The organism is Mitsuaria sp. RG, from assembly GCF_028369275.1.
In the GTDB taxonomy this organism is placed as follows: domain Bacteria; phylum Pseudomonadota; class Gammaproteobacteria; order Pseudomonadales; family Pseudomonadaceae; genus Aquipseudomonas; species Aquipseudomonas peradeniyensis.
Map to the genome: position 1 here is coordinate 1 of NZ_JAQMYQ010000009.1, position 25,358 is coordinate 25,358.

The window sequence follows — 25,358 nt, forward strand, 5'->3', positions numbered from 1 at the left end:
CAACTCAGGCGCCACATGCCTTGTGATCTAATGCAACGGACGCGGCTGCGCGTTCGGCATCTGTACCTGGATCAATGCCGATTCCAGTAGCACGCGCAGTGCCTCCATCTCATGCATGGAGGCCAGCATCAGAATTGAGGCCGGTGACTTGGGCTGCAGCAGAACAGCCTGATGCGCCACGCTTTGCGCGCACAGGGCGTACTCGGTGGCCTGGATGAGGGTGTCTTCGAGGGAGTGGTGGTTGTGGGGTGGGTCGGGGACGATCTTCAACATCACGATTTTTCTCCATGATGCGGTCACCTGCCTGCTGTCAAACAGAAGGGTGGCAGCTGTACGTGGGTTGACAGACCGGCGAAAATCGTAAAATTCCGGCGCACGCAAGCGTGCCCGCACATACAGCCGCCATAAACGGCAAGCCATACACGATTATTCGTCACAGCCTGTCAAAGCTGTGTCGTTGATATTCAACGACAGCCCGAGACTAGAGCTCTGCCCAAGAGGTCGCAACGGAAAAAACGCGGTAGGAGTATGTTTGGGAAATGGACTACAAGGAAGGGGCAAAATCTGATTGTTGGCGGCTTCAATCGACTATTTTCAGGCTGGTTCGCTCTGCAGCTGAGCTTGATTTCTGGGGCAGGCACCTGCTGGTTGGGCGGTGATACATCTATGCGTGCAGGTTCGCATAGCAGAAAACAAGGCCGTCCCCGTTTTCCTTCAAAGATTACCGTCATCACTGACTACGCCGATCAGAGGCCGCTCGCGCTGAGGGTCGCCCAGACATACGTTAATGTACCGTCAGATAGCAAGAGGTTTTGTTCGTCGAGGCGGCACACCGACCTCCTGGTGGCTGCCTGATATTTCTATCAGTTGCGGTCCGACTCTCTTCCAGGTGATTCTGCTGTTTCACCGCAGGGAGATGGGCCATGACCGTTGCCATTCGTTTAGTGCAGGTAGATACCGTAGGTACTGCAATGTGCTCTCGTAGTGATTTAGGTGATATCGACGTGGCATATACCGCTTATGGCCATGATGCTGGATCCCACGGCTCACTGCCATTGCTGCGGTTCAACGGTCAACATCGTGAGCCGGCCAGCGGTCACTATCAGCTGGGTAATGGCTACCGTGCCTATAGTCCTATGTTGATGCGATTCAACTCGCCAGACAGTTACAGTCCATTTGGCGAGGGTGATGTTAATGCCTATGTTTATTGTGGTGGCAATCCTGTATATCAACGCGATCCATCTGGTCATGTTGGGGAGGGGGTCAGGTCTGGTTGGAGGTGGCGGTCGGCTAGACCTGAACAACTCCCTAAAGCCCCCGGTAGTAGGGTTTCAGGTACCTCCTCTGTCTCGATGATGCAGTCGCCGATCATGGCGGGTAGCGATGGCGCATCTAAAGTGTCTGCCCCCGTTGGGAAAAGAGCAGAGGCTTCATCAACGTCTGCGAACTATACGGCTGTCACGAGCTTTGGATCATTTGCGAGGAGTCAAGCATCACACGCTCCTTTTATTGAGTCTGTTTACCGAAGTGCAAGCACAAGTGGAATGAAGGGGCCTCAGATTGTCGATTCAGCGCCCGTATCATCCCCAGATGAGCCGAGTTTTGTGATTGCTGTTGAAAAGCATGCTCCACTGTTATTCGAGCAGCATAGGGTTATCGTAAACATGAAAGACCTACACGCAGGGGTGGATGGGGCCAAAGAGATACGCACTGAAAATGAAACCGATTGGTTTCTCTATTGACCTGTTGGCATAGTCAAAATTATTGCGATTGTCCTTGCACCAGAGTGTCCGGCACCAGCCAGTCTGCTACTGTGCCTACCTCAACTTCAGTGGCTCATCCCCCTTAGCCGGCGCGCTCAGGTAGTACGTCACCCAGAGCCTCTGCGGCTTTTCTTCCATGATCCGGGTGATGGTCAGGTCGCGCACGCAGCCCATCAATTCTGAAGCCTGGCCCCGCGCATGCAGGCAGGGAATCCCGGGTTCGATGTAAAACAGCGGGTCAGTCTGGCCTTCGCCCTGGTAGAACTTGGTCTTGCCCACAGTGGTGTGGGGCGTGGCGGTGTCTGTGGGCATCATTGAATCTCCCTGAATGTTCCGCACCTGAGCTGATGTCATCGCGGGGCAAGCCTGCCCCCACGTCGGGAAGCGATGGGGTGGGAGCGGACTGGCCCCGCGAATGCGCCAGACCGGGCACCCCATGGCGGAAGCATTAGCGCATTGTGCCAATCAGATTGCCCCGGGCGCGCGATTGGCGTTCTCGGGATCTCGCACAGTAGCAATGGCTGGACGGTAGTTCGAATAAAACGATCAACTGCTATCGCGCAAATTTCTATCGTGAAAGCCAACAGGCCTAACATTTTCAATGAGCGCTGAAAAGTAATGGATATCAGTCTGTTGTAGAAAGTGCTATTCCAGCGCTTACTTTAGTATGATTGTTACTTAAGTTTTAATTGAGGGGTGAATAGCTTTTAGCCACTATTCGCTAATTCCCAATGATTCTAAACGCTCCGTAGCATATTTTTATGTGATGGCTAATCTCGTAGTCGCGCAACGGATGTTAGGGACGTACGCGCGTCTATCATGCTGCATCTACTAAAGGACTATCCCATGGAAAGCTTCGCTATCGCAGCCTCACAAATAAACTGGAACGGTGGCCAACGGATTACTTTGACTCCGGGTGATACGGCTACCTGCACGACGTTGCGCCCTGGCCAGATTTACGGGATTTTCATCTATAACTCTGCAGGTAGTGACAATAACGCCACTGTCAATGTGGTATGGAGCAATAGCCAACCCCCGGCACGCATCACTGTTCCAGGCACCACTGCCAATGCCGGCTTGGCTTCGCTGGGCTTTGTTTCGGGTACCGATACCCAGACCATCTCGGTTTCGCTGCCCAGCAACAGTGGCATCGCACAGGTCGAGCTGTGGCTGGGCAGTACCAGCATGCCGACCAATACAAGCGGGCTGAACAATAACCAGCTGCAGGCTAATGGTGAGCAGTATCCGTTCAACAAATATAACCGCTATTATGCAGTGCCTCCGTCAAAGTGGATGAATCTGACCATCGTTAGCAAAATTACTCAGTTTATCTCGTGCCAGTTCCGAGAAGCGGCTGCTACTGTGTTTGTTGTTAATGAAACCTCCAATGGCCTGCTGTCTGGTCAAGTTACCAATATTGGGCCTACGGCTTCGGAACAAGGCGCTGTCACCATTGTTGCGACTCAGATTCAAAGTGTCAGCAATAACTTGCAAGGCGACGGCACGCAGTGGGTCTGGATGGATGCTGATAGTCAGCAAGACTCTACGAGCGCCAGTATTTCTCTGCAATCACTTTAAGAGGGTGGCAAGCTGAAATAAAAGAGCCACGCAGTGCGTGGCTCTTTTATTTTGAGAGGGCTTACCTGTTGCAAGGTAAGCCCAAGTCTTCTCCCGCTTCAGTGGCTCATGCCTAGTTCCGCATCATCCATCAGCGCCTTGGCCAACGCGCTCAGGTAGTACGCCGCCCAGAGCATCTGCGGTTTCTCCTCCATGATCCCGGTGATGGTCAGGTCGCGTACGCAGCCCATCAGTTCCGAGGCCTGGTCGCGGGCGTGCTGGCAAGGGATACCGGGCTCGATACAGAACAGTGGGTCGGTCTGGCCTTCGCCCTGGTAGAACTTGGTCTTGCCCACGGTGGTATGGGGCGTGGTGGTGTCTGTGGTCATGATTGAATCTCCCTGAAGTTTTCGCTGCCTGGTCTGACGCTATCGCGGGGCAAGCCCGCTCCCACGGTGGGATGCGATGGCGTCAGCTCAGGTGCCACAGGCCTTGGGGTCTAGTGCAACGGACGTGGCTGCGCGTTCGGCATCTGTACCTGGATCAATGCCGATTCGAGTAGCACACGCAGTGCCTCCATCTCATGCATGGAGGCCAGCATCAGAATCGCGGCGGGTGACTTGGGCTGCAGCAACACGGCCTGATGCGCCACGCTCTGTGCACACAGGGCGTACTCGGTGGCCTGGATGAGGGCGTCTTCGAGGGAGTGGTGGTTGTGGGGTGGGTCGGGGACGATCTTTAACATGGTGATTTACCGTTGGCGGTGCCACCACCAGCCTGCTGTCAAACAAAAGGGCGGCAGCTGTACGTGGGTTGACAGACCGGCGGTAAATCACGCAAAAGTTCCGGCGCACGCAAGCGTGCCCACACGTACAGCCACCATTGAACGGAGACTGCCTGCGTGATTCTACCGTCACAGCCTGTCAAAGCTGTGTCGTTGATAGGCAACGACAGGCCGAGACTAGAGCCCTGGCAGGGTGGTCGCAACGGAAAATGGCGGGCAGCAGTATGTTTGGGAAATGGACTACAAGGAAGGGGCTTAATCTGATTCTTGCTGTCTTTCTGAGCGCTTTATAAGTAGTGACTGGAAAAGGGCTTGGGCAATGGGTGTACATCGCATGCAAGGTGGTGTTCCATGCCGAACACCCGTGTTCCTGCTGATGCACCTCAACCTCAAAGGCCAGCGAGATGCCTGATTTTGTCGACCTGATTTGCCAGTGGTATGGCGCAGACGAACTTGAGTCTGTCGACGCGATAGCGCGTTTGATTCCGGCGCTGGAGTTCGTTGCCATGACCGCAACACAGCAGGAGCAAGCGCTGCCGGGTTGCCTGGCCTGCGAGGTGTGGAACGCCAGGCTGCGTCATGTAGAGGACGCGCTTCAGGTCGTCGGTAATGCCTTGCCTGATTCGATTGCGGCGCCATTGAACCGCGTATGGGCGCTCTATGCGTCGATGGGCGACGGCGACCTGCCTTGCCATGATCGGTCGATCTTTCAGCGTGGCCACTGGCAACCGATGCGCGCGGCCGCCACGCAGGTTTTGAGTGCCATGGGGCCTGGGGCGGTCAAGACGTTACTGGCAGACCTCTCCCGTTGAGGCAGTTGCAGGGCAGGTTACATCGAACAAAACGTCATTCAGCAGCTTCGCCATGGTGAAGTGGCTTCCTGCGCAGCGCATTGAATACCGCCTCGGTGTACCAGATTTGCGGCCCGATCAGGATGGCGTCCAGTGGGTCGGCATGTAGCTCGATCTGCGTCGTGATACCTTCGGTGGCGAGCAGTTGCCGGGCACCTTCAAGTTGCCGGCGGATACCCTTGAACCACAGCCGGCCTGCCCCCTTCAGAAGGAACAGGGTGTCGGGATAGGAGTAGGCGAGCTTCTGTCGCAGATTGATCACCGCCGTTCTGCTTTCACGAGTAAACGAAGGCGCCAGCACATAAATTTTGCCCGCTGCGGCATGGAGGTCGTCCTTGTCCTGCAGGTACTCCTCGATAGTGAAGCAGTTGGCGACCGTTTCGAGCGCGCCGCTTTTCACATCGACCAGATGGGCGTTGACGCCGACGTAGCAATACTCGGTCTTGCCATGCACCACGCAGTCCTCGCTGTTGCAACGAACTACCCAGTAGTCGCCCTTCGCAGTGAGTTCACAGGACTGAATCACGAACCGTTCCGGGCGGCCGTCTCGAATGACGTCTTTAAGAAAGTCGAGGACTATGGCGCTGGCTTGCTGTGCGGATAGCATCTGCTGGTACTCGGGTAATCGTCGCGTCAGGATAGTCATTTCCGAATGAACGGCATCGATGGATGTTCACCGGCTCATCGAGCCCCGTTCACAAGTGAATCGCGAGTAATGAAACCATGTTTGACCACTACCTGAAACGATGGGGGCTGACCCTCGACGGGAACGCGTTCGTTTCGTTGAACGGCCATCTTCTCCCGGTTCGCCAGGGCGATACATCCGCCATGCTGAAAATCGCGCAATCACCCGAAGAGCAGGCGGGCAACCAGCTCATGGCCTGGTGGGGCGGTGATGGCGCGGCCCCGGTGCTGGCTCACGATGGCGAGGCGTTGTTGATGACGCGGGCGCAAGGCTCGGCATCATTGGCGCAGATGGCTGCCGATGGCCGGGATGACCAGGCCACACGCATCCTCTGCGCGGTGGTAGCCCGCCTACACGCCCCACGCGCTGAGCCAATGCCTGCGCTGGTTCCGCTGGCGCAATGGTTCGAAGCGTTGTGGAGTGCGGCGGCGACTCACGGCGGGGTGCTGGAACACAGTGCCAGGGCGGCGAGGGCGCTATTGGCCGAACCGCAGGATGTGGTGGTGCTGCACGGCGATATCCATCACGGCAATGTGCTGGATTTCGGGTCGGCTGGATGGCTCGCCATCGATCCCAAGGGTTTGTACGGCGAGCGAGGCTTCGATTACGCCAACATCCTCTGCAACCCCGACGATGCAAGCGCGCTGGCACCGGGGGCCTTTGCACGTCGGATAACGATTATCTCGACTGCTGCCGGTATTGATCGGTGCAGGCTTTTGCAATGGGTGCTGGCATGGGCAGGGTTGTCGGCGACCTGGATGATCGAGGATGGTGTCGAACCGGACGGTAGGCTTGAGATGGCCAAGCTGGCAGCTTCGGCTCTCGACTGCGGCGTCCAGATTTCTGACTGAACCGGTGCCTCACAAAATAAACGAGTTGCTATGCTGCTGGCGGTCCGGGCATACGCATTCGCCAGCGCCGGATGGTATTGCCAATACAAGGAGGTTCACATGCAAGTCACATTACCCCTGAGTGTCAGCGACTGGAAATACAAGACGGCCAGCGGTGGTGGTCTGACGGTGATGTTCGCCGCCGCCAGCGGCGGTCTGCTCACCCTGACCGATCCCGACAAGGCCGAACAACAGTTTCGCTACGGCTCGCTCGGGATCGGGGTGGGCGTCGGCGCGCGCCTGCCGCGGGTCGGCAAGATCAACTTGCTGGTACGTGGCAAGAGCGTCGGCGCGGTGGGCGCGAACGAAGACTTCCCGGCGATCGGCACGGTGCTGGTGGCTGACTCGGTCGCTGGCCGTGGCCTGGTCCGCGACGATTTCAAAGGTGGATGCGTGTTCCTCGAAGGCGGGCTGGGCCTGGTCGGTGGTGGCAGCGGGTCGGGCGTGCTGTTCGGTCTGGACCCCAAATTGCTGATCATGAGCACCGCCGCAGTGGGGGCGGGTGGGGCGCTTCTGCCACAGGACACCCTGCCGCGTCTTCTGCGCTCGGCAAAGGGTGTGATCTTCTCCGCCGGATTCAACATCGGGGTGCAGGCTGGTGGCGGCTTGACGTTGACCATGGGCGGGCTGTTCTGATCGAGGGCAACGTGAGGGGGCGATACGTTCCCCACGCACCCGATCGCGCCCTGCTGGCGCTGATCCCATCAAGGAAGATAAAAACAATGAAAACACTGCTCGGCTTCTTGCTCTCCATCTGTTTCAGCCTACCGGCGTTTGCCGGCGAAACACCCATCGGTTTCCGGACCTCGACCCTGGCGGACAAGCAAAATAACCGCCCGCTGGAGCTGGCGGTCTGGTACCCGGCTACAACCACCGCCACGCCGCAACTGATCGGTGATACACCGGTGTTCGTCGGCGATCCCGCCGTGCCCGATGCGCCTCCGGCCAAAGGCGCGCACCCCTTGGTGGTGTTGTCCCACGGCTACCGGGGCAACTGGGGAAACCAGTCATGGCTGGCCAGCGCGCTGGTTCGGCAGGGTTACATCGTGGCGGCGGTCAACCATCCCGGCACCACCACCCGCAATCGCGACCCTGAAGCCGCGGCACAGTTGTGGCAGCGTCCCATCGACCTGCAACGGGCCATCGATGCGGTGAAGGCTCAGCCGGCAAAGTTCGGAGCGGTGGCAGTGGGCAAGATCGCGGTGGCAGGCCATTCGCTGGGCGGCTGGACGGCCCTGGAAATCGCCGGTGCCCGGTTCGACGCCGAGCGCTTTGCCCAGGACTGCATCGCCCATCCGCAGTTGGCCAGTTGCAACGTATACAAACAGATCAACCCCGACCGCAGCCCGGCATCGAAAGCCCGATTGGACGACGATCTGCGTGACAAGCGTGTCACCGCCATCGTGACCCTGGATCTGGGCCTGTCACGTGGTATGACCAATGCCAGTCTGGCGGCATTGCCGGTGCCGACGTTGGTGATCGCGGCGGGCGCGCCCTCCGAAGACCTTCCGGCACAGCTGGAGTCCGCCGACCTGGCCAAGCGTTTGCCTCAGGCGACGAGTCGTTATGTCGAGATCGAGGACGCCAGCCACTTCAGCTTCTTGTCCATGTGCAAACCCGGCGCATTGGCGTTGCTGGAAGAGGACGCGCCCGGTGATGGCGTCATTTGCCGGGATGGCGATAACGCTCGGCCACGGGCGCTGATCCAGCAGCAGATTGCCTTGCAGATCACCGAGTTTCTGGCGCAGTCGTTTCATAACTGACGACGATCCATCATGGGCGGATCAATGGTTGCGCAGCTGATGCAGGCAATCGATCTGTTCATGAACGGCTATCCAGCAATGTGAGCGTACCTGCCACCATTCCCAATCCCGTCCTCACTCAGTACACTTGCGACAAATTCTTATTCGCACCTGGTAATCTTTTTGGGGGAGGACGTGATGTCCACCGTTGTTCCCGCCGGCACTGTCCACTGCGGCCTGGAAACGCTCTACCGCGAGCACAGCACCTGGCTCCACGGTTGGCTGCGCCAACGCCTGAACAGCTCCGCCGATGCCGCCGACCTGGCCCAGGACACCTTCATCCGCGTGCTGCTGGCGCGCACCGCCGGCACCCTCAACCAGCCCCGTCACTACCTGGCCACCATCGCCCGGGGCCTGGTCATCGACCTCTATCGCCGCCGCAGCCTGGAAACCGCCTATCTCGAAGCCCTGGCGCTGCAGCCGGAGCACTACGCACCTTCCGCCGAAACCCACGCCGCGATCCTCGATACCCTGATGACCATCGACCGGATGCTCGACGGCCTCGGCCCACGCACCCGGGCGATCTTCCTTGCCGTGCAACTGGACGGATTGAGCTACGAAAAGGCCGCCGAACGCCTCGGCGTTTCGGTGAGCACCGTGCGCAAGCACCTGGCGCGCGGGCTGATGCACTGCCTGCTGGTCGAGGGTGCATGAAGGCCATTCTTGCCGAGGCCGTGGACTGGTACGTGCGCTTGCACGACAGCAACGTCGACGCCGCCACCCGCGCCTCCTGGCAAGCCTGGCGCGCCGCCGACCCTCGTCATGCCGCCGCCTGGGCGCGGCTGGAGGAGCTGCAAGGCCGCCTGGGCAACGCCCCCAGCGGCGCCGCGCAGACCCTGGAAATCGCCCGACGGGATCGGCGCCATGCCGTGAAGGCCCTGGTGCTGTTGCTGGGGGCCGGTGTGGTGGGTTGGCAGGGTTACCGGCTCTCGCCGTGGAGCACCGATTACTCGACCCGGACCGGCGAGCGGCGCCGAGTGACCCTGGCCGATGGCACGCGCCTGGACCTCAATACCAATAGCTGCGTCGATATTCGCTTCGACGCTGGCCTGCGGCTGATCCACCTGCGCCAGGGCGAGATCCTGGTGGAGACTGCCAAGGACCCGCGTCCGCTCAGCGTGCGCACCGCCGAAGGTGTGATCCGTGCCCTCGGCACCCGCTTCAGCGTGCGTCAGGACGCGGGTACGAGCCACGTGGCGGTGGCTGCCCATGCCGTGGAAGTGCGGCCAGCGCAAGCGTCGCAAGTGGTGCGTATCGATGCCGGGTATGGGCTGAGCTTCGGCGCCGACGGTGTCGGGCCGCTGCGTCCCCTGGCCCCCGGCGGCCAGGCATGGGCGCAGGGCATGCTGGTCAGCGTTGATTGGCGCCTGGACGATGTGGTCCGTGAGCTGGCGCGCTATCGGCCTGGTTATCTCGGGTGTGCGGGGGAGGTTGCCGGATTGCGCCTGTCGGGTGCGTTCAATCTTGATGACACCGATGTTGCCTTGGCCAGCCTGGAAGACGCGTTGCCGGTTCGGGCGCGGCGCGTGACGCGCTATTGGGTGCGGCTGGAGCCGCTTGGGGTGGGGTAGGGCGACTGCATTTCATTGGCCCTCCCTTGAAATACATTTCGTAGGAGGATTCGAGGCGTGGGAGCGGGCTTGCCCCGCGATGCGATGGCGGCCTTGACGCCCTCATCGCGGGGCAAGCCCGCTCCCACGCCTCGAATCCTCCCGCGTCAGGAATCCTCCCCTACCCGGAATCCTCTCGCGCCTCGAATTCTGGGCGATGAAGCAGGTTGAACGCCTGGGAGATTTTTTATCCTGTCACAACATTCGAGAATTTTTCGCATTTGGGGTAGCAGATTTCTCGCGCTGCTTCGGCTCTTGAGGGCGCGCGCTTCAAGCGTGCCCATGCCAACCAGTACAGGAACCCCTTTTCATGTCCGCACGCCGTACCTCGCTAGCCTGCAGTATCCGTCAGGCGACCCTCGCATTGAGCCTGTGCGCTGGCGCATTGGCGACCTCGACCGCCTGGGCCGCCCCGCAGCGCTACGATATCCCGGCCGGCAGCCTGGCCGCTGCGATCAGCCAGTTCGCCGCCGCCAGCGGCGTGACCATCAGCTTCAGCAACGACGAAACCACCGGGCTGCATTCAACGGGGCTGCAGGGCAGCTTCGAGCTGGAGCAAGGTTTTGCCACATTGCTGCAGGGCTCCGGGTTGCGGGTGCAGCAGGTGGGCGAAAAACGCTATGTGCTGAGCAAGGTGCAGAACGACGGCGCCGTCGAGCTGGGTGCGACCAGTGTCGATGCCCTGGGCCTGGGCAGCACCACCGAAGGCACCGGCAGCTACACCACGGGTTCTGCCAGCACCGCGACCGGCCTGCGCCTGTCGGCGCGGGAGACGCCGCAGTCCGTCAGCGTGGTGACCCGCCAGCAGATCGAAGACCAGAACCTCACGGACGTGACCCAGGTGCTCGAGCAGACGCCGGGTGTGGTCGTCGACAGCATGGGGCCGGCCGGTAGCGACGCCAACCATATCTACGTGCGGGGTTTCCAGGTCGGCAGCATCCAGGTCGATGGCGTCAACCGCCCGGATAGCTACGGGTTCCGTGACGACCTGGCCGACATGGTGTCGTATGACCGGGTGGAAGTGGTGCGCGGGGCCACCGGCCTGATGTCGGGCACCGGCGATCCCGGCGCCACGGTCAACCTGATTCGCAAGAAGCCGACCGTCGAGACCCAACGCAAACTGACCCTCAAGGCCGGCTCCTGGGACAACTACCGCACCGAGCTGGATGTGTCCGGCAAGCTGTCGGAAAGCGGCCATGTGCGTGGGCGTTTCGTGGCCTCGACCACCGACAGCAAGAGCAATGTCGACCGCCAGTCGCTGGACCGGCAGGTAGCCTATGGCGTGCTGGAATGGGACGTCACCGACAGCACCCTGCTGACCGTGGGCGCGGAATACCAGGAGATGGACAACGACGGCGCGGGCAACCACGGTTTTCCGATGTACAACGCCGATGGCAGCCACTTCAACCCGTCACGCTCGTTCAACTCGGCGTCGGACTGGAGCTACCACAAGCGCAGCGCGAAGACCCTGTTCACCACCCTGGAGCACCAGCTGGACAACGGTTGGCAACTGAAGCTGAACGCCGAGCACAGTCGCCGCAGCTATGACGACGCCTTTGCCACCGCCGCCAGCGGCACCGTCAAGCCCGACGGCAGCGGCATCAGCACCTGGACGGGGCGTTGGGCAGGGGACCCGCGGCAGACGTCGTTTGACCTGTCGGCTTCCGGTCCGTTCGAGCTGTTTTCCCGTGAGCACCAGGGGTACCTGGGCGCCAGTCACTACCGCGCCTACTACCGTAACAACGGTTACCCGCTGTGGTCGTTCCAGACCATCGACAACATCCACACCTGGGACGGTTCGCTGGCAATCCCGGCGGCCATCCACACCAAGTCCACGGAGGATGCGCTGGATGAAACCCAGGACGGTTTGGTGGCCTCGGTGCGCTGGAGCCTGACCGATGACCTGGCGCTGATTACCGGTGCGCGGCTGATCGACTGGAAGCGCGACGAAAGCCATACCACCCTGGCAACCGGTGCGACCACGCGCACCTCGCGCAGCGAGACCGGGGTGGTCACGCCCTACGTGGGGCTGATCTACGACTTCGCCGAGAACTGGTCGGCCTACGCCAGCTATACCGCCATCTTCAAGCCGCAGAGCAGGCAGGATGCCAGTGGTGGCTATATCGAACCGCTGGAGGGCGTGAACTACGAACTGGGCATCAAGAGCGAGTTCTGGGACAAGCGCCTGACCACCGCCTTCAGTGTCTTCGAAGTGCAGCAGGACAACCTGGCCGTGGCCGACGGCGACAAGCTGGCACCGGACGGCAACCAGGCCTACCGCGCCGAGTCCGGCACCAAGACCCGTGGTTTCGAGATGGAGGCGGCCGGGCAGATCCTGCCCGACTGGCAAGTTTCCGCCAGCTACACCTATGCCCAGGCCGAGGACGCCGAAGGCAAGCGCCTGCTCACCGAAGTGCCACGCGATACCTTCAAGCTCTTCACCAGCTATCAACTGCAGTCCCTGCCGCAGTTGAAAGTCGGCGGCGGCGTGCGCTGGCAGGGCATGGAGTACAAGAAGAAAGCGGGACCCCATGGCGAGACGTTCACCCAGGACGCCTACAGCGTGGTCGACCTGATGGCGCAGTACGCGTTCACGCCGCAAACCAGCGTTTCGTTGAACCTCAACAACGTGCTGGACGAGAAGTACTACTCGGCGATCGGCGCGCGAGGGTGGTATGGCACCCCGCGTAGTGCCACGGCGACGTTGGTCTACGCGTTCTGACGGAGGCGGCGGGTGGTTCCCATGCGTGGGAGTCACCCGCCAGCTCCGTGGGCGAACACTCAGTTTCCGAGCGCAGGGCTGTCAGTCTGGCGCCTGTCGGTTCGCTTCGCGAGCCTTGCAACCGGTTTTTCCACCAGGTTGAAGCTGATCGCGGAAACCAGGGCTATCAGGGCAAGTGAACCGATCAAGGTCGCGGTTGGAGGCAGATCCGTATTGTTCTGCAATTCCAGCATCAGGCTGAGAATCGGGATATGGCACAAGTAGGTGGAGTACGACCAGTTACCCAGTGCATTCAGCCAGGTCATGTTGTGCAGCAGCCGCTCCTGGGAAATCGCGCAGATGACAAGCAGCGCGCAGGGGATTCCCCATTTGAAGGGGTTGTGGGTGGCTTCGCCGAACCTGGCGATGACGAACAGTGCTGTTGCCAGAAGGGCAAGGGCGACCCAGGGCCGGATCGAGTTGAATGTGCCCCGCTGGTGGAGGATGCCGACCGTCACGCCGAAGAGAAACTCATAGACGATCTTGTGCTTGTAGAACTCGAACGCGCCACCCAGTTCCGGCAAGAGTTTGCGCAGCGCAAGGATGCCGAGGAAGAGTGCGGCGATACGATACTTCCCGGGGAGAAACAACGAAGCGAAAAATACGCTGTAGAACATCATTTCGTAGTTGAGCGTCCAGCCGACGGTCACGATCGGGAAATACTCTATGCCGGAGGGGTTCAGGGCCGGTATGAAGAAAATGCTCTTGAGGAAAAACAACGGCTCGAACCCTGTGAAGGGAATGACGCCTGGCAGGCGGATCAGCAACGCTGCGGTAATGGACGTGAATAACCAGTAGGCCGGGACCACGCGAGCGATTCGGTGCTTGGCAAATTCCAGGGGCGTGACAGGTTTCCTGGACACCGACAGGTAGATGACGAATCCACTGATGACAAAGAACAGGTCGACCCCGATGGCACCGTAGCGTTGCAGCGCAACGGATAGCGGGTCCATCAATTTAAAGTTGTAGGTGATCTGCATGTAGTGATGGAACACCACTATCCATGCTGCGATGGCTCGCAGGATCTGTATAGAATTCAGCATTTTTATTGTTGTTCCAACCAAACCTCAATCCTATCAAGGCTCCGCTCGGAAAATCCATTGGCGACCCTGCAAGCCGTGCTTGGCGCATGGGCGGGTCTCCACTGGGAGCCGCGGGATCAATGAGTGACACGTAGCTCCAGGCAGAGAGGGCTTGACCCGTAGCCAAGCTCAGCCCTGCTCCTTCATGTTTCCCACTGTTCGCTTACCCGCAGGGGCGGTCTCAGAACATCATCTGCCACTGCGCCGTCAGCGCCTGGTTGCGACTATCGCTGCCCAGCTCGCCGCTGTACCCCAGGTTCAGGCTGTGCCGTGCCGACAGGCCAATCCCCAACCCGGCCTCGAGCATCAGGCTGTCACGATCCAGCGCGGTGCCTTCGACGCTGAAGGCGCTGCCGCCGGAAACGAAGGCCTGGCGCACCTCACTGTCCACGCTGCCATACACATGCCGCCAGCCGAGGCTGGCCCGTGGCGTCAGGCTGATGCCGTTGTCCAGTTGGCTCAAGTGCGCCAGGCGTACGCCGAAGGTGCTGCTGAAGTTGTCCTGGCTCTGCCCGTCGACGTCCAGCGCGGCGATGCCGCCTTTCTCCCGATAGCTGTCGCGGTGATAGCGCTGGTAGCCGAGGTTGGCGAAGGGCTCGACATTCAGGCGGCCGCTGCCGAGGTTGTAACCCAGCTCGACGAAGGCCTGCTGGCTGTCGGCGTCGTAGTCGCCCTTGGGGCGCTCGCTGAAGCGCTCGAATTCGATGCGCCGCTTGCTGTCGCCGTCGTGCCGGCTGTAGGCGGCGCCCAGGCGCAGGGCCAGCGGGCCGCTTTGGCGCAAGGCATAGAGGCCGGCGTGCCAGCTGTCCAGGGTGCCCTCGTCGGCACCGCTGTCCAGGCGGGTTTTCGAATAGCCGCCCAGCACGCCCAGGCGCCAGGTGTCGTTCAGCGCCCAGTCGACGCCGAGCAGGGTGCCCTGGGTGCGTTGCTCCAGGCCGGCGCTGCCGTGGGCGCCATCCAGTTTGCCGTAGCCGCCGATGCCCTGCAGCCACACCCGGCCACGGGCGTGCGGGTCGTTGAGGTTGCGCAGCTCGCTGGGCACGCCGGTGGCTGCGACGCTCGGGGCCTGCACCGGGTCGAGCGCCAGGGCCAGGCCTGCGCCGCTGCCCATCTGGTACATGGCCGCGAGCATGCTCGTGCCGACCTGGGCGCTGCTGCCGAGAATCGCGGCACCGAGGTTGGCGTTGCCGCTGCCGGCCAGTTGCTCCAGGGCCGAACTGGCCGTGGCGGGGCTGGCGTAGAGCAGGGCGCCGTAAACCGGGGTGTTGGGGTCGCTCTCCCACCAGTAGTCGTTCGGTCGGATGCTCTCGGCCAGCCGCTGGCTGTTAGGCGTGGTGGCGTACTCGGTCATCTCCACGTCGTTGCGCGTCAAGGTCATGTTCACGCGGGTGTCGGTATAGCTTAGCTCCGGAGTCAGGAACGCATAGTAAGTATCCTGAACCTGAGCGAAACGGCCGACGACCTGGCCGGCTTCGAGCAAGGTGTAGTGGCTGTGCCATGGCCATGGCGTATCACCGAAATTGGGGGTGATGCGCAGGCTGGCGTCATTGAGGTAGGCGGTGCCGCCCACCCGCAGCGCGCCGCTGCTGCCATCGGGGTTGACGCCGATATCGACGATTGCCTGGTTGCCCAGGGTCAGGTTGCCGATGACCCGGGTGGCGCCTTCGGGCTTGCTGTACAGCGTGCCGTTGACATTGAGATGGCCGACCGAGCCGCCGCCCGCATAGGTGCCCCACTGGTCGACATCCACGGTGCCGTTCAGGGCGCCCTGGTTGACCAGGTGCGCGTAGTCGAACACCCGGCTGGTTTCGCTGAAATCGCCCTGGCTGGTGACGGTCCAGGTTCCGCCCAGAACCTGCAGGGACTCGAAATTGCGGCTGTTGCCAAAACTGCCGCTGCCTGACCAGTCGTATTTGCGCCCCAGCTCCACGGTGTCATGGCCGCTGCCCCCGTCGACGAGGCCTTCGAAGCGGCCCCGTGTGGAGACCTGGAGGAGGTCGTTGCCGCCGCCCAGGTCCAGCGCCAGGCCATTGCTGCCACTGATAAGGCCATCGTTGACAAGCGTGTCGTCGAACCCGCCGACGAACATGACGCCATGGCCGTTCAGCCCCTGGATGGTGCCGACGTTGCTCACCCAGGTGCTGTTCAGCGCGGCGCCATTGCTGTTGCGTGCGCTGCCGATCGTCACGCCGTTGTCAGCACCGGTGATCAGGGCGTCCGGGCCGTTGACCAGCCGGCCGCCGCCGAGTACGACGCCCTCGCTGGTGTTCGCGATGCCGTTGCGATCGAGGCCAGCGGCACCTTCGCCGCGAATCGTGCCGCTGTTGGAGACCTCGCCGATGCCGGCGATACGCACGCCATCCCCGTCACCGTAGGCCTGCGCGCCATTGGCGCCACCGACGATCAGTCCACCCTGGTTGAAGACGTTGCTGTCGCCAGACGAATTGAACCCGGCGTCGTTGCGGCCAATGACCGTGCCGAAGGTGCTGAGCGTTCCATTTGCATCGGCGTTGACGCCATGCCGACCGCCATCGATCTGTCCATGGTTGGTGACATAGGTACCGGTTGCGGCGCGCAGGTTGACGCCGTCGAAGCCATCGCTGGAGATCTCGCCGAAATTGTCGATCCTGGCATTCGAGCCCGTGGTCATGCCGTCGGCGGCATAGGCACGAATCACGCCGCCGCGTGCGTTGGTGACGTGGGTGGTGTAGTAGCTGCTGCCGACCATTGCATCAAGGTTGATGCCCTGGCCGAAGGCGGAGCTGATAGTGCCGCTGTTGACGATATCCAGGGAGCCGTAGGAGGTGGTGTTGTTGATGCGGATGGCGTCGCCGTTGCCCTGGATCAGTCCGCCTGCGTGGTTGTTGATATGGTAGTACCCCCCGGTGTCAGGCAGGTCGAGGGTGTCGATAGCCCGGGCGACGGTGGAGGTGATCGTGCCCGCGTTGTCGACCCAAACCGAAGGGACGTAGTTGCGGTTGTTCAATGTCACCGCCGGTCCGGTAGTTACGATGACGCTGCCGGCACTGCCGACGTTCAGCCTGTCGGTACTGCCCAGCTCCTGGGTGAAATAGGTGGCGGTGTCGATGAAATACTCCGCCCCCTGGGCGTGCAGCGAAGCGCCACTGGAAACGACAAGGGCAATCTGCAGGGCAAGACGGTTTTTGCGGGAACGGTGCATTTGAAGTAAACGGTCCATGTTTGCCGGATTCGGATCCGATATTCCTGCTAGCGATTTGCTATTGCAAGCCGCTCTTTTATAAAGAATCGAAATAATTTACCGGTGAGCGAGGCGGGGCGAGCGAACCGGGGGCGAAGGTGATATTGCTGGCCGCCCAGCCTTCTTGAAACATCCAGCTAATCCTCGAAAGCACCTGTTACACAGGTGTCCAACCCAGCTAATCCCGTCAAGCCATAGTTCATCCGCACGTGTCATCCGCATCTCGACATGGCTGATGCGCCGCTGGTCGGGTGAATCGACCTGAAGGTGGATTCATTCAGGATTTTGTACGATGATTTTCGTATCGTGAGGAAGGGTCATGCCAAAGGGCTTCAGGGCAGTCAGGCGCGCGGTAGTCGCCGCGCTCGAATCCGGGGATTACCTGCACGTCTCACGGGGTGATATCGAGGTCAAGAATCTGCTGGCCATCGGGGAGGTCGGCGCAGGCAAAGTCATCGATATCATCAATGCTTGCGACGCCAGCCACTACAGCAGTAGCCCGCACCACGCCGTGCCGGCCATCGAGGTCCATGTGCTGAAGCGCCGCGGCTGGTACATCAAGTTCTATTTCATCGAACCCCAGACGTGGTTCATCAGCGTTCACCAATGAGTATCCCGACCATGAAGATCCTGTTCGAAGGCGATACCGGCCAGGCCTTGTGCGAGCATTGCCAGGCGCTGGTCGCCATGCATTACACCCGGCGCGATGTGCCCTTCAGCGATGGCCAGGGCATCGCGCGGGATATCCTGGTGGGCGTGTGCGATGGCTGCGACACGGTGGTGGCCATCCCGCCGCAGTCCACCCCGGCGATTCGCGAGGCGCGCAAGCAGCAGCTCAAGTCCATCGAGGCGCGGCTACCGGCGGTCTATCTCGATGTGCTTGATGCGGCGATGCAGGCCGTGTGCAGCGAGGCGGGCGCGCACCTGCGCAAGCTGTTCCTGGCCCATTACTTCCAGTGGCTGGTGCAGGCCCGCCAGGGCATGGGTTTGCAGCCTGGCCACGAGGCCTTCGTGACGGCCCTGGAGGCGCAGCGGCGTCAGCGTGGGTTACAGACATCGGGGGCGACCCGGCGCTTGTCGATGAAGGTCAACGCACACATGGCCGAGGACTTTCTGGCGCTGCTGCAGCAGACCCGGATGAGCCAGACCGAGCTGCTCAAGGCGGTGATTGCGCGGATCCAGATGGACGTGCTCGAAGTGCGCGATCCGCAGGTGATCGAGGGGTTGCAGCGGTTGGTGCGGGTGGCGGGATAGGGCGCGGGCCGACATGGTAGTGACACCTGCGCAAGGGCATAATGCACGCACTTCTCTAAGGACTGGAACGCGTGATGATGGATGGCTCTGGCCCAGGCAAGGTGCTGTTGGTGGAGGACGACGTGAAGCTCTGCGGGCTGATCGCGACCTTCCTGTCGCAACATGGCTTCGAAGTGCGCGAAGTTCATCGCGGCGACCTGGCGCGGCAGGCGTTCGTCGAGTTCCGGCCGTCGATGGTGGTACTCGACCTGATGCTGCCCGGAAAGGATGGCTTGCATGTCTGCCGCGAGATCCGCGCGCTCAGCGACACGCCAATCGTGATCCTCACCGCCCGCGAGGATGACCTGGACCATATCCTGGGCCTGGAGTCCGGTGCCGACGATTATGTGATCAAACCCATCAAGCCACCGGTACTTCTGGCGCGCTTGCGCGCCTTGCAGCGCCGTCATGTGCCACAGGGCAGCACGGGCGGGGCGCTGGAGTTCGGCGAACTGAAAATAGACCCTGTGTGTCGCGAGGTGACCCTGGGGGGCGAGCCGGTCGAGTGCACCACCATGGAGTTCGACCTGCTCCAGCTATTGGCCGGCAATGCCGGGGTGATCCTGTCTCGCGACGATATCCTCAACAAGATGCGCGGCATCGACTTCGATGGCATGAACCGCAGCGTCGATGTGTACATCAGCAAGCTGCGCAGCAAGCTCAACGACACGCCGCGTGAACCGACGCGGATCAAGACCGTCTGGGGCAAGGGCTACCTGTTCAACCCGTTCGCCTGGGAGCGCTAGATGCTGCGCCTGTTCCTGGGCTTGTACCTGATACTGACGGTTGGCCTGGTGGTGGCGCTGCAGACGGTCGAGCATACCTTGGATGCGCTGCTCGCCCCGCAGATGGAGGCGGCCAGTCGCGAGACCTTTCGCGGCACGGTTCACGCGCTGGTCGAACAACTGCGTGGCGTACAGGGCGAGCAGCGCGCACAGCGCCTGGAGCGATTGCGACCGGCCTACGGTCTGGGGCTGGATCTTGTGCGGCGTGACCAGTTGGCGCTGAGCGAGCGTGAATACGCGCAGTTGGCCCAGGGCCAGCTGGTGCTGCGCGAGCAGTACACCCAGCTGTTCAGCCGCATCGATGACGGCGACCAGTTGCTCAGCGTCAAGCTGCCGCGCGAACCCAACTTCATGCCGGTATACATCGGCACGGCCTACCTGATGCTGGCACTGCTGCTGGGGGTGGTGTTGTATTTCTGGGTACGGCCACACTGGCGCGACCTGGAGAAACTGCGCCTGGCCGCCCAGCGCTTCGGCGACAACGACCTGTCGGCGCGTGTGCGCATGCCGCGGCGTTCGAGCATCAGCGATGTGGCGGGGCACTTCGACCTGATGGCCGCGCGTATCGAAGTGCTGATCGCCAACCAGCGCGAAATGACCAACGCGGTTTCACATGAGTTGCGCACACCCATCGCACGCCTGAACTTCGAGCTCGACCAGCTCAGGAAACTGCCGGACCCGGCCAGCGCCCACCAGTTGATCGGCGATATGTACGCCGACCTGGGTGAGCTGGAAGACATGGTGTCCGAGCTGCTGACCTACGCCAGCCTGGAGCACGGAGCGACCGCCATGAGCTTGCAATCGGTCGAGGCCGGCAGCTGGCTGGACAGCGTGATTGCCAGCGTAACCCTGGAAGCCGAGGCCAGCGGCGTGCAGATTCATCTGGCACCGTGTCAGGTCGAGACCTTGAGTATCGAGCCGCGATTCTTGGCCAGGGCCGTGATCAATCTGCTGCGCAACGCCATCCGTTATGCCAAAGGGCATATCCACGTCTCGCTGTCATGCAGCGGCGGTGAGTACCGGCTGCAGGTCGACGATGACGGGCCGGGTGTGCCGGTGGCGGGCAGGGACAGGATTTTCGAACCGTTCTCGCGGCTCGACAGCAGTCGTGACCGGCGTACCGGGGGCTTTGGCCTTGGGCTGGCGCTGGTGCGGCGGGTGGCGCAGTCCCACGGCGGTTACGCGCAGGTGGGCGATGCGGCGGCTGGGGGCGCGTCCTTGCGCATGATCTGGCCTGTCCGGGGCGAGACTGCCCGGACGCCTGAAAAAGGTCAGAAGGTATAGGTCATCTGGGTAACCAGTGAGGTTTGCAGGCGCTTTTCGACCAGAGGGCTATCGCCAGCATCGTCGTTCAGGTAGTCCGCCGCCAGCACGGTCGCCATGTGCCAGTGCTCGTCGAAGGGCATGCTCCAGGACAGCTCGCCACCGCGGCTGATCAGGCCACCACGGGCATCGTGGGCGTGGAACTGGCTGCCTGCGGCCTGGGCCTGGCTTACGCCATACCAGGTGCGCATATAGTCGCCGTCGCCGAACTGACTGTTGACGCTGCCCACCAACTCGCCGATGCGGCCCTTGTACAGTTGCATACCCAGGCTCAGTTTCAGGTGGTTGTAGGCCGAGCCGGTGTCGGGCTTGTCCTTGTCCTGCTCCAGGGCGTGCTCGAAGTTGGCGGCCAGCGTCAATGGGCCGAGGTGGTAGGCAGCGTCGAGCCCCAATTGCGGCCGCGACTTGATCGAACCCATGCCGTCGAGCCTGTCCGAACCTTCGAAGCCGGAGCGATGATCCTTGCGCGCGGTGCTGGCGCCCACTCGCACCCCAAGGTCGAACGTGTCGCCTTCGTGAGCCCAGCCCAGGCCCTTGCTGGTGTCGAGAAAAAAGCCGGCGGGGCTGGTGATGCTGCCACCGAGCAGCGGTGCCGTGGCCCGTTCGCCGGCTCCGCTGTAGCGAGGGGCATTGGCGATGCCGGCGTTCAGGCGATACTGCCAGTCCCCGGCGCGCAGGTCGGTGGCGCACAGCAGCAGGCAAGCGCAGGAGAGGGGCAGCAAACGATTCGATACAGACATGGCGACACTCGATGAGGATTGATGGCGCCATGCTAGGGAGCGGCTCTGCGGCAATCTTTGGCAGCTTTGTCGGGAAACTGTCAAAGACTGTTAACGGTGTCGGGCAAGCTTCTGGGTGATCGGCTTCGCACTTTTTAACAATCCTTTGCAAAGCTCATGAAGTTGCAGCAGGCGCGTCATTGCTAGGGTGCGCTCCCCTCAAGCCACCTCGAGAGTTTCATGAATATCCCGCAGCCGTTCCACCTGCTCGGTCTGTTCGCTTGCCTGCTCACCAGCCAGGCCCAGGCCACCAGTTTCGTGATGACCACTGACATGACCGTCAGCCTGAGCATGAGCGCCAGCAAAGGCACCAGCAGCTCGTTCAAGGATGACAAGATTGTCCTTGCCGCCAAGGATGACGCTGCGGCGTTCGTCGCCAGCGATGGCGCCATTCGCAGTGCGCGCATGGAGGCGGCGTTTACGCGGATTCGCCAGGTGCTGGATGAGCCTGGCGTGTCGGACCGGGCGCTGGCACAGGCGATCCTGGCGCTCTGAGTCATCCGCTTCGTTCTGCCGAGCTGGCTCACATGTGAGACTTGCGAACGTCACAATCCAGGCGTAACGTACCTCACATGTGAGACAAGGACACCCCTCGATGGCAGGCAAGAAAAGCTCCACCGACTACATGCGTGACATGCGCGCCCGGCTCAAGGCCGCGGGCCTGGTCAAGCGTGAGTTGTGGATCCTGCCAGAGCATGCCGCCGCCTTGCGCGGTATCGAGAAGGCTTTACGTCAGCCCCTCACGGGCAAACAGGTCAGAACGGAGGATTTCATGACCGAGCACAACCACTGGACGATCGAATCGCTGCACGGCGCCCTCCAGGGCCTGGAGGATGTACGCGGCGGCGCGATCGGCCTGTCCCTGCAACAGGGCGCCGAACCCAGCCTGAAGCTGGTGATGAACGAACTGGACGGCCTGCCTTTGTACATCGCCGTGGCCGGTGAGCAGATCCTGGTCGACACGCTGCTGGTTGAGGCCAGCCAGGTGAAGGATGCGGCAGCCTTCAACGATGCGGTGCTGCGCACCCGCGATGTCTTCCCGCTGTCGTCGATCGGCCTGCACACGCTGCCCTCGGGCGAGTCGGTGTACACCATGTTCGGTGCCCTGAGCGCGGCCTCGTCGCTGGACAACATCGTCCAGGAGATCCACACCCTGGCCGACAACGTCATCACCGCCGCCGAAGATTTCGAAGACTACTTCACCCACTGATTCCGGAGATTGCCCCATGAGTTTGTTGAGAAAGATCGTCACCGCCCTGCGTGGCGGCGCTTCGGAAGTCGGTGAGGCGATCGTCGACTCCCAGGCCCTGCGCATCCTCGACCAGGAGATCCGCGACGCGGACAACAACCTGATCGATGCGCGCAACCAGCTGGTCAAGATCATGGCCAAGCACAAGACCGCGCAGCAGCGCATCACCGAGTTCGACAAGACCATCGGCGACTGGGAACAGAAAGCCATCGCTGCCCTGGACAAGGGCGAGGAAGGCCTGGCCCACGAATGCGCGGCGCGCATCGCCGACCTGACCAACCAGCGCGATTCCGAGCAGGCGCTGGCCGACCAGTTCGGCGCGTCGGTCGCGACCCTGACCGCCACCGTGAGCAAGACCGAGGCGCAGATCAAGGGCCTCAAGCAGCAGGTGGACCTGGTCAAGGCCCGCGAGAGCGTGCAGCGTGCCCAGGTGAGCGCGGCGTCGGCCACCGGCGGCGCCAATGGCAGCCTGGAAACGGCGGTCGGCTCGCTGGACCGCATCAAGAAGCGTCAGAGCGAGCGTGCTGCCGAGCTGGAAGCGGCGGCGGAGCTGGCGGGCAAGGCCGATGGCAGCGACCTTGAGGCACGCCTGAAGTCGGCCGGCATCGGTGCCAGCAACAGCGGCGCCGACGATGTGCTGGCGCGATTGAAGGCCAAGGCGGCGAAGCCGGCGGAGTGATCCGCTGAGTGGGCCGGCCTCATCGCGGGGCAAGCCCGCTCCCACGAGTAAAATCTGCACCGGCTTTGTAGGAGCCCGCTCCCACGAGTAAAATCTGCACCGGCTTTGTAGGGGCCCGCTCCCACGGGTAAAATCTGCACCGGCTTTGTGGGAGCGGGCTTGCCCCGCGATAAGGCCGGCCAGGCTGGCGCAAAACCCTGCCGCAGACCTGTTGGCGGAGCGCACGAAAAGCAGTATCGTGTCGCCCCCGCCAAAGGACTGCCGCGACCCAAGGGATCTTCAATGTCGCCTTCTCCCCACAGGCTCTGCCTGTTCGCTTCAGCGCCTGCATTGGCTCCGGTTCCGTCACCCTCTCACCCAGGAGATGCCCCGTGGGTTGGTTGAAACGCTTCATGGGCTTCGAAGCCCCCAAACCTGCCGCCGGCAGCCCGGTCAAAGGCAACCTGCCGTTCGGCCTGGGCAGCGGGCGCATGCTCAAGCTCGACCCTTCGCTCAAGCTGCTGCTCGATGGCCATAGCGAGCTGGAAGTGCCCGGTCAGGAAGTGGTCTGGGCCGTCGGTGAGGTCGACCTCGGCCAGTCGGTGCGCCTGGCGCGCTTCTACATGGAAGACGAGGACTACTGGCTGCAGGTGGTGATGAACGGCGCGTCGGCCGACGATGTGCGCGATATCATCCTGTTCGGCTACTACAGCGTGGTGCCGGTCAGCAGCGACGCCGAACTCAAGCGCCTGGTCGGTCCTGAGTCGAACATCGGCCTGCCGTACTACGAGCATGAAGGCTACGAGTTCGTCCGCCAGTGGGGCAGCGAGGAAGGGCAGACCGAGCTGACGCCGATCAGCGAGTGGGTCACCAGCCCCGAAACCAGCTACCGCATCCAGCACCTGTCGATGCTGTATGCCCGCGAAACTGGCCTGACCGATCGCCGCGAATTCCTCCTGTTGTCGGTGGAGGAGGACGAGGACGGCAATGTCAGCCTGACCACTTCGGTGGGTGTCACCCTGCAATCAACGGACTTCAACGTCATCTGACAAGGATTCACCATGCTCGACGCTCTTCGCATGTCGCTCAACGCCCAGGCAGTGATCGGCTTCATCCTCTACATCAGCGTGGCGCTGGTGCTGTTCTGGGTATTCCAGTTCATCTATACGCACCTCACCCCGCACCGCGAGTTCGCCCTGATCCGCGACAACAACAGCGCCGCGGCCATTGCCCTGGGCGGCGCGCTGATCGGCTTCTCGCTGCCGGCCAGCAACATCATCGCCTACAGCGTCAGCCTGCTCGACTTCGTGGTCTGGGTAGTGATCGCCGCGGTGGTGCAGCTGTTGGCCTTCGGCATCACCAGCCTGGTGCTCAAGGGCCTGGCCAGCCGAATCGCCAAGGGCGAAATGGCCGCCGCGATCTACGCCGCCGCCGTGGCGATCAGCGTGGGCTTCCTCAACTCGGCCTGCATGACCCCGTCGGTCTGAGCCGTTTGCGCGCAAGGAGCCCTACATGAGACGAAGTTCCGTCAAGCTGGTGCTGGCCAGCTCCCTGCCGCTGGCGCTTACCGCGTGCAGCGCGCCCGAGGAGACCTACACGGTCAGCAAGCGCAGCAACTACACCACTGTCCAGGCCTGCGTCGATGACAAGATGCCGGTGGATGTGTGTTCCGATGCCTACATGGAGGCGCTGGCCGATCACCGCCGGGTCGCCCCGACCTATGGTGACAAGGCGGCCTGCGAGGCCGATTTCGTGCCGGACTACTGCCAGGTCACCAGCGACGGCCGCTACATGCCGCGCCTGGGTGGGTTCGAGCTGGCGGTGTCGGGCGAAGTGAGCCAGTCGCAGGTCGACGCGGCACGCGCCCAGGTCGAGAACAGCGGCCAGGCCGTCAGCGGTGGCAGCAACTTCAACGGCCTGCTTACCGGCCTGCTGCTCGGTCAGATGATGAGTGGCGGGAGCCGCCAGTACTACTCGCAGCCGGTGTACCAGTACCGCGACAGCCGCGGCGACTACCGCACCACCACCCTCGGCCAGCAGATCGACCAGGGCAAGCGCTTCGAGCGCTCCGACCAGGCCCAGCAGAGTGGCGGCAGCTACAGCAGCTACTACTCCGGCAGCTCCGGCGGTAGCAGTTACAGATCCAAAACCTCGACCCGCTCCAGTGTGTCCTCGTCGATCTCCCGCGGCGGCTTCGGCAGCCAGGCCACTGCGCGCAGCGGCTGGGGCGGCAAAAGCAGCGGCGGCTTCAGCTTCGGCGGTTGAG

The 25,358-nt window shown here is 62.0% G+C and carries 27 protein-coding genes; 19 read left to right on the forward strand and 8 right to left on the reverse strand.

The annotated features are described in order from the left end of the window. Positions 1 to 27: 27 nt before the first annotated feature. The gene (locus tag POF53_RS07360; RefSeq protein WP_207851539.1) at positions 28 to 273 is read right to left on the reverse strand and encodes a hypothetical protein; all 246 of its coding nucleotides are present in this window, start codon (positions 271 to 273) and stop codon (positions 28 to 30) included. A 650-nt stretch (positions 274 to 923) separates the two neighbouring features. Between POF53_RS07360 and POF53_RS07365 the strand changes: the two genes are divergently transcribed. Next, complete coding sequence (locus POF53_RS07365; RefSeq protein ID WP_498967042.1) at positions 924 to 1,742, forward strand: RHS repeat-associated core domain-containing protein; 819 nt, start codon at positions 924 to 926, stop codon at positions 1,740 to 1,742. Between the two features lie 75 nt (positions 1,743 to 1,817). On the opposite strand, the gene POF53_RS07370 is transcribed toward POF53_RS07365, so the two are convergent. Continuing rightward, positions 1,818 to 2,078 carry a DUF3077 domain-containing protein gene (locus POF53_RS07370; protein ID WP_498967044.1) on the reverse strand — a complete coding sequence of 87 codons (261 nt, stop codon included), beginning with the start codon at positions 2,076 to 2,078 and terminating at the stop codon, positions 1,818 to 1,820. 531 nt (positions 2,079 to 2,609) lie between these two features. Here POF53_RS07370 and POF53_RS07375 point away from each other — a divergent pair. After that, on the forward strand, positions 2,610 to 3,341 hold the full coding sequence (locus POF53_RS07375) for a hypothetical protein (RefSeq protein WP_280083054.1): 732 nt from the start codon (positions 2,610 to 2,612) through the stop codon (positions 3,339 to 3,341). A gap of 98 nt (positions 3,342 to 3,439) precedes the next feature. On the opposite strand, the gene POF53_RS07380 is transcribed toward POF53_RS07375, so the two are convergent. Both POF53_RS07380 and POF53_RS07385 read right to left on the reverse strand, forming a co-directional pair. Beyond that, the gene (locus POF53_RS07380; protein ID WP_186733448.1) at positions 3,440 to 3,709 is read right to left on the reverse strand and encodes a DUF3077 domain-containing protein; all 270 of its coding nucleotides are present in this window, start codon (positions 3,707 to 3,709) and stop codon (positions 3,440 to 3,442) included. A gap of 110 nt (positions 3,710 to 3,819) precedes the next feature. Further along, positions 3,820 to 4,065: a hypothetical protein gene (locus tag POF53_RS07385; protein ID WP_498967047.1), complete on the reverse strand. Its 246-nt coding sequence runs from the start codon at positions 4,063 to 4,065 to the stop codon at positions 3,820 to 3,822. A 443-nt stretch (positions 4,066 to 4,508) separates the two neighbouring features. On the opposite strand from POF53_RS07385, the gene POF53_RS07390 reads away from it, so the two are divergent. Next, positions 4,509 to 4,916, forward strand: a complete 408-nt coding sequence (locus POF53_RS07390) for a hypothetical protein (protein ID WP_498967049.1) — start codon at positions 4,509 to 4,511, stop codon at positions 4,914 to 4,916. Between the two features lie 34 nt (positions 4,917 to 4,950). On the opposite strand, the gene POF53_RS07395 is transcribed toward POF53_RS07390, so the two are convergent. Continuing rightward, positions 4,951 to 5,601: a hypothetical protein gene (locus POF53_RS07395; RefSeq protein WP_498967051.1), complete on the reverse strand. Its 651-nt coding sequence runs from the start codon at positions 5,599 to 5,601 to the stop codon at positions 4,951 to 4,953. A 77-nt stretch (positions 5,602 to 5,678) separates the two neighbouring features. Between POF53_RS07395 and POF53_RS07400 the strand changes: the two genes are divergently transcribed. The 6 genes from POF53_RS07400 (at position 5,679) to POF53_RS07425 (ending at position 12,664) form a co-directional block, all read left to right on the forward strand. Then, positions 5,679 to 6,491: an aminoglycoside phosphotransferase family protein gene (locus tag POF53_RS07400; RefSeq protein WP_498967053.1), complete on the forward strand. Its 813-nt coding sequence runs from the start codon at positions 5,679 to 5,681 to the stop codon at positions 6,489 to 6,491. Positions 6,492 to 6,590: 99 nt separating this feature from the next. Then, complete coding sequence (locus POF53_RS07405; protein WP_050704875.1) at positions 6,591 to 7,166, forward strand: hypothetical protein; 576 nt, start codon at positions 6,591 to 6,593, stop codon at positions 7,164 to 7,166. Between the two features lie 86 nt (positions 7,167 to 7,252). Then, positions 7,253 to 8,293 (forward strand): alpha/beta hydrolase family protein, encoded by a 1,041-nt coding sequence (locus tag POF53_RS07410; protein ID WP_498967055.1) that lies wholly within the window; start codon positions 7,253 to 7,255, stop codon positions 8,291 to 8,293. 177 nt (positions 8,294 to 8,470) lie between these two features. Beyond that, positions 8,471 to 8,986: a sigma-70 family RNA polymerase sigma factor gene (locus POF53_RS07415; RefSeq protein WP_498967057.1), complete on the forward strand. Its 516-nt coding sequence runs from the start codon at positions 8,471 to 8,473 to the stop codon at positions 8,984 to 8,986. Next, complete coding sequence (locus tag POF53_RS07420) at positions 8,983 to 9,903, forward strand: FecR domain-containing protein (RefSeq protein ID WP_498967059.1); 921 nt, start codon at positions 8,983 to 8,985, stop codon at positions 9,901 to 9,903. The genes POF53_RS07415 and POF53_RS07420 overlap by 4 nt, the downstream gene beginning before the upstream one ends. A 349-nt stretch (positions 9,904 to 10,252) precedes the next feature. Further along, positions 10,253 to 12,664 (forward strand): TonB-dependent siderophore receptor, encoded by a 2,412-nt coding sequence (locus POF53_RS07425; RefSeq protein ID WP_498967061.1) that lies wholly within the window; start codon positions 10,253 to 10,255, stop codon positions 12,662 to 12,664. A gap of 59 nt (positions 12,665 to 12,723) precedes the next feature. Here the strand turns inward: POF53_RS07425 and POF53_RS07430 are convergent, their stop codons facing one another. Both POF53_RS07430 and POF53_RS07435 read right to left on the reverse strand, forming a co-directional pair. Continuing rightward, on the reverse strand, positions 12,724 to 13,746 hold the full coding sequence (locus tag POF53_RS07430; RefSeq protein WP_498967063.1) for an acyltransferase family protein: 1,023 nt from the start codon (positions 13,744 to 13,746) through the stop codon (positions 12,724 to 12,726). 220 nt (positions 13,747 to 13,966) lie between these two features. Then, entirely contained in the window at positions 13,967 to 16,966 is a 3,000-nt protein-coding gene (locus POF53_RS07435) for an autotransporter family protein (RefSeq protein WP_498967064.1), read from the reverse strand. Between the two features lie 358 nt (positions 16,967 to 17,324). Between POF53_RS07435 and POF53_RS07440 the strand changes: the two genes are divergently transcribed. The 4 genes from POF53_RS07440 (at position 17,325) to POF53_RS07455 (ending at position 20,367) form a co-directional block, all read left to right on the forward strand. Continuing rightward, complete coding sequence (locus tag POF53_RS07440; protein ID WP_203647425.1) at positions 17,325 to 17,615, forward strand: hypothetical protein; 291 nt, start codon at positions 17,325 to 17,327, stop codon at positions 17,613 to 17,615. 11 nt (positions 17,616 to 17,626) lie between these two features. Continuing rightward, complete coding sequence (locus POF53_RS07445; RefSeq protein WP_232855835.1) at positions 17,627 to 18,259, forward strand: hypothetical protein; 633 nt, start codon at positions 17,627 to 17,629, stop codon at positions 18,257 to 18,259. Between the two features lie 74 nt (positions 18,260 to 18,333). Next, a complete protein-coding gene (locus POF53_RS07450; protein ID WP_498967067.1) occupies positions 18,334 to 19,044 on the forward strand; it encodes a winged helix-turn-helix domain-containing protein in 711 nt (236 codons plus the stop codon). Further along, the gene (locus POF53_RS07455) at positions 19,045 to 20,367 is read left to right on the forward strand and encodes an ATP-binding protein (protein ID WP_234561535.1); all 1,323 of its coding nucleotides are present in this window, start codon (positions 19,045 to 19,047) and stop codon (positions 20,365 to 20,367) included. Here the strand turns inward: POF53_RS07455 and POF53_RS07460 are convergent. Next, positions 20,355 to 21,146 (reverse strand): MipA/OmpV family protein, encoded by a 792-nt coding sequence (locus POF53_RS07460; RefSeq protein ID WP_232855837.1) that lies wholly within the window; start codon positions 21,144 to 21,146, stop codon positions 20,355 to 20,357. The two genes, POF53_RS07455 and POF53_RS07460, sit on opposite strands and share 13 nt — an antisense overlap. A gap of 219 nt (positions 21,147 to 21,365) precedes the next feature. Between POF53_RS07460 and POF53_RS07465 the strand changes: the two genes are divergently transcribed. The 6 genes from POF53_RS07465 (at position 21,366) to POF53_RS07490 (ending at position 25,357) form a co-directional block, all read left to right on the forward strand. Further along, complete coding sequence (locus POF53_RS07465; protein WP_232855838.1) at positions 21,366 to 21,680, forward strand: DUF2388 domain-containing protein; 315 nt, start codon at positions 21,366 to 21,368, stop codon at positions 21,678 to 21,680. A 100-nt stretch (positions 21,681 to 21,780) separates the two neighbouring features. Beyond that, entirely contained in the window at positions 21,781 to 22,395 is a 615-nt protein-coding gene (locus POF53_RS07470; RefSeq protein WP_254463475.1) for a YjfI family protein, read from the forward strand. A 16-nt stretch (positions 22,396 to 22,411) separates the two neighbouring features. Further along, the gene (locus tag POF53_RS07475) at positions 22,412 to 23,113 is read left to right on the forward strand and encodes a PspA/IM30 family protein (protein WP_203647419.1); all 702 of its coding nucleotides are present in this window, start codon (positions 22,412 to 22,414) and stop codon (positions 23,111 to 23,113) included. A gap of 371 nt (positions 23,114 to 23,484) precedes the next feature. Beyond that, on the forward strand, positions 23,485 to 24,141 hold the full coding sequence (locus POF53_RS07480) for a DUF2491 family protein (RefSeq protein ID WP_203647418.1): 657 nt from the start codon (positions 23,485 to 23,487) through the stop codon (positions 24,139 to 24,141). 12 nt (positions 24,142 to 24,153) lie between these two features. Continuing rightward, positions 24,154 to 24,579 carry a DUF350 domain-containing protein gene (locus POF53_RS07485; protein ID WP_028692698.1) on the forward strand — a complete coding sequence of 142 codons (426 nt, stop codon included), beginning with the start codon at positions 24,154 to 24,156 and terminating at the stop codon, positions 24,577 to 24,579. Positions 24,580 to 24,604: 25 nt separating this feature from the next. After that, a complete protein-coding gene (locus tag POF53_RS07490) occupies positions 24,605 to 25,357 on the forward strand; it encodes a DUF1190 domain-containing protein (protein WP_203647417.1) in 753 nt (250 codons plus the stop codon). The last annotated feature ends 1 nt before the right edge of the window (position 25,358 follow it).

What these genes read in the sequence shown, in the direction of transcription:
- POF53_RS07460 (WP_232855837.1), bottom strand. Translation starts at nt 21,146, where the DNA reads ATGTCTGTATCGAATCGTTTGCTGCCCCTCTCCTGCGCTTGCCTGCTG.
- POF53_RS07415 (WP_498967057.1), top strand. Translation starts at nt 8,471, where the DNA reads ATGTCCACCGTTGTTCCCGCCGGCACTGTCCACTGCGGCCTGGAAACG.
- POF53_RS07475 (WP_203647419.1), top strand. Translation starts at nt 22,412, where the DNA reads ATGAGTTTGTTGAGAAAGATCGTCACCGCCCTGCGTGGCGGCGCTTCG.
- POF53_RS07490 (WP_203647417.1), top strand. Translation starts at nt 24,605, where the DNA reads ATGAGACGAAGTTCCGTCAAGCTGGTGCTGGCCAGCTCCCTGCCGCTG.
- POF53_RS07405 (WP_050704875.1), top strand. Translation starts at nt 6,591, where the DNA reads ATGCAAGTCACATTACCCCTGAGTGTCAGCGACTGGAAATACAAGACG.
- POF53_RS07370 (WP_498967044.1), bottom strand. Translation starts at nt 2,078, where the DNA reads ATGATGCCCACAGACACCGCCACGCCCCACACCACTGTGGGCAAGACC.
- POF53_RS07400 (WP_498967053.1), top strand. Translation starts at nt 5,679, where the DNA reads ATGTTTGACCACTACCTGAAACGATGGGGGCTGACCCTCGACGGGAAC.
- POF53_RS07425 (WP_498967061.1), top strand. Translation starts at nt 10,253, where the DNA reads ATGTCCGCACGCCGTACCTCGCTAGCCTGCAGTATCCGTCAGGCGACC.
- POF53_RS07485 (WP_028692698.1), top strand. Translation starts at nt 24,154, where the DNA reads ATGCTCGACGCTCTTCGCATGTCGCTCAACGCCCAGGCAGTGATCGGC.
- POF53_RS07465 (WP_232855838.1), top strand. Translation starts at nt 21,366, where the DNA reads ATGAATATCCCGCAGCCGTTCCACCTGCTCGGTCTGTTCGCTTGCCTG.
- POF53_RS07375 (WP_280083054.1), top strand. Translation starts at nt 2,610, where the DNA reads ATGGAAAGCTTCGCTATCGCAGCCTCACAAATAAACTGGAACGGTGGC.
- POF53_RS07410 (WP_498967055.1), top strand. Translation starts at nt 7,253, where the DNA reads ATGAAAACACTGCTCGGCTTCTTGCTCTCCATCTGTTTCAGCCTACCG.
- POF53_RS07365 (WP_498967042.1), top strand. Translation starts at nt 924, where the DNA reads ATGACCGTTGCCATTCGTTTAGTGCAGGTAGATACCGTAGGTACTGCA.
- POF53_RS07470 (WP_254463475.1), top strand. Translation starts at nt 21,781, where the DNA reads ATGGCAGGCAAGAAAAGCTCCACCGACTACATGCGTGACATGCGCGCC.
- POF53_RS07360 (WP_207851539.1), bottom strand. Translation starts at nt 273, where the DNA reads ATGTTGAAGATCGTCCCCGACCCACCCCACAACCACCACTCCCTCGAA.
- POF53_RS07420 (WP_498967059.1), top strand. Translation starts at nt 8,983, where the DNA reads ATGAAGGCCATTCTTGCCGAGGCCGTGGACTGGTACGTGCGCTTGCAC.
- POF53_RS07390 (WP_498967049.1), top strand. Translation starts at nt 4,509, where the DNA reads ATGCCTGATTTTGTCGACCTGATTTGCCAGTGGTATGGCGCAGACGAA.
- POF53_RS07385 (WP_498967047.1), bottom strand. Translation starts at nt 4,065, where the DNA reads ATGTTAAAGATCGTCCCCGACCCACCCCACAACCACCACTCCCTCGAA.
- POF53_RS07445 (WP_232855835.1), top strand. Translation starts at nt 17,627, where the DNA reads ATGAAGATCCTGTTCGAAGGCGATACCGGCCAGGCCTTGTGCGAGCAT.
- POF53_RS07395 (WP_498967051.1), bottom strand. Translation starts at nt 5,601, where the DNA reads ATGACTATCCTGACGCGACGATTACCCGAGTACCAGCAGATGCTATCC.
- POF53_RS07440 (WP_203647425.1), top strand. Translation starts at nt 17,325, where the DNA reads ATGCCAAAGGGCTTCAGGGCAGTCAGGCGCGCGGTAGTCGCCGCGCTC.
- POF53_RS07450 (WP_498967067.1), top strand. Translation starts at nt 18,334, where the DNA reads ATGATGGATGGCTCTGGCCCAGGCAAGGTGCTGTTGGTGGAGGACGAC.
- POF53_RS07430 (WP_498967063.1), bottom strand. Translation starts at nt 13,746, where the DNA reads ATGCTGAATTCTATACAGATCCTGCGAGCCATCGCAGCATGGATAGTG.
- POF53_RS07435 (WP_498967064.1), bottom strand. Translation starts at nt 16,966, where the DNA reads ATGCACCGTTCCCGCAAAAACCGTCTTGCCCTGCAGATTGCCCTTGTC.
- POF53_RS07455 (WP_234561535.1), top strand. Translation starts at nt 19,045, where the DNA reads ATGCTGCGCCTGTTCCTGGGCTTGTACCTGATACTGACGGTTGGCCTG.
- POF53_RS07380 (WP_186733448.1), bottom strand. Translation starts at nt 3,709, where the DNA reads ATGACCACAGACACCACCACGCCCCATACCACCGTGGGCAAGACCAAG.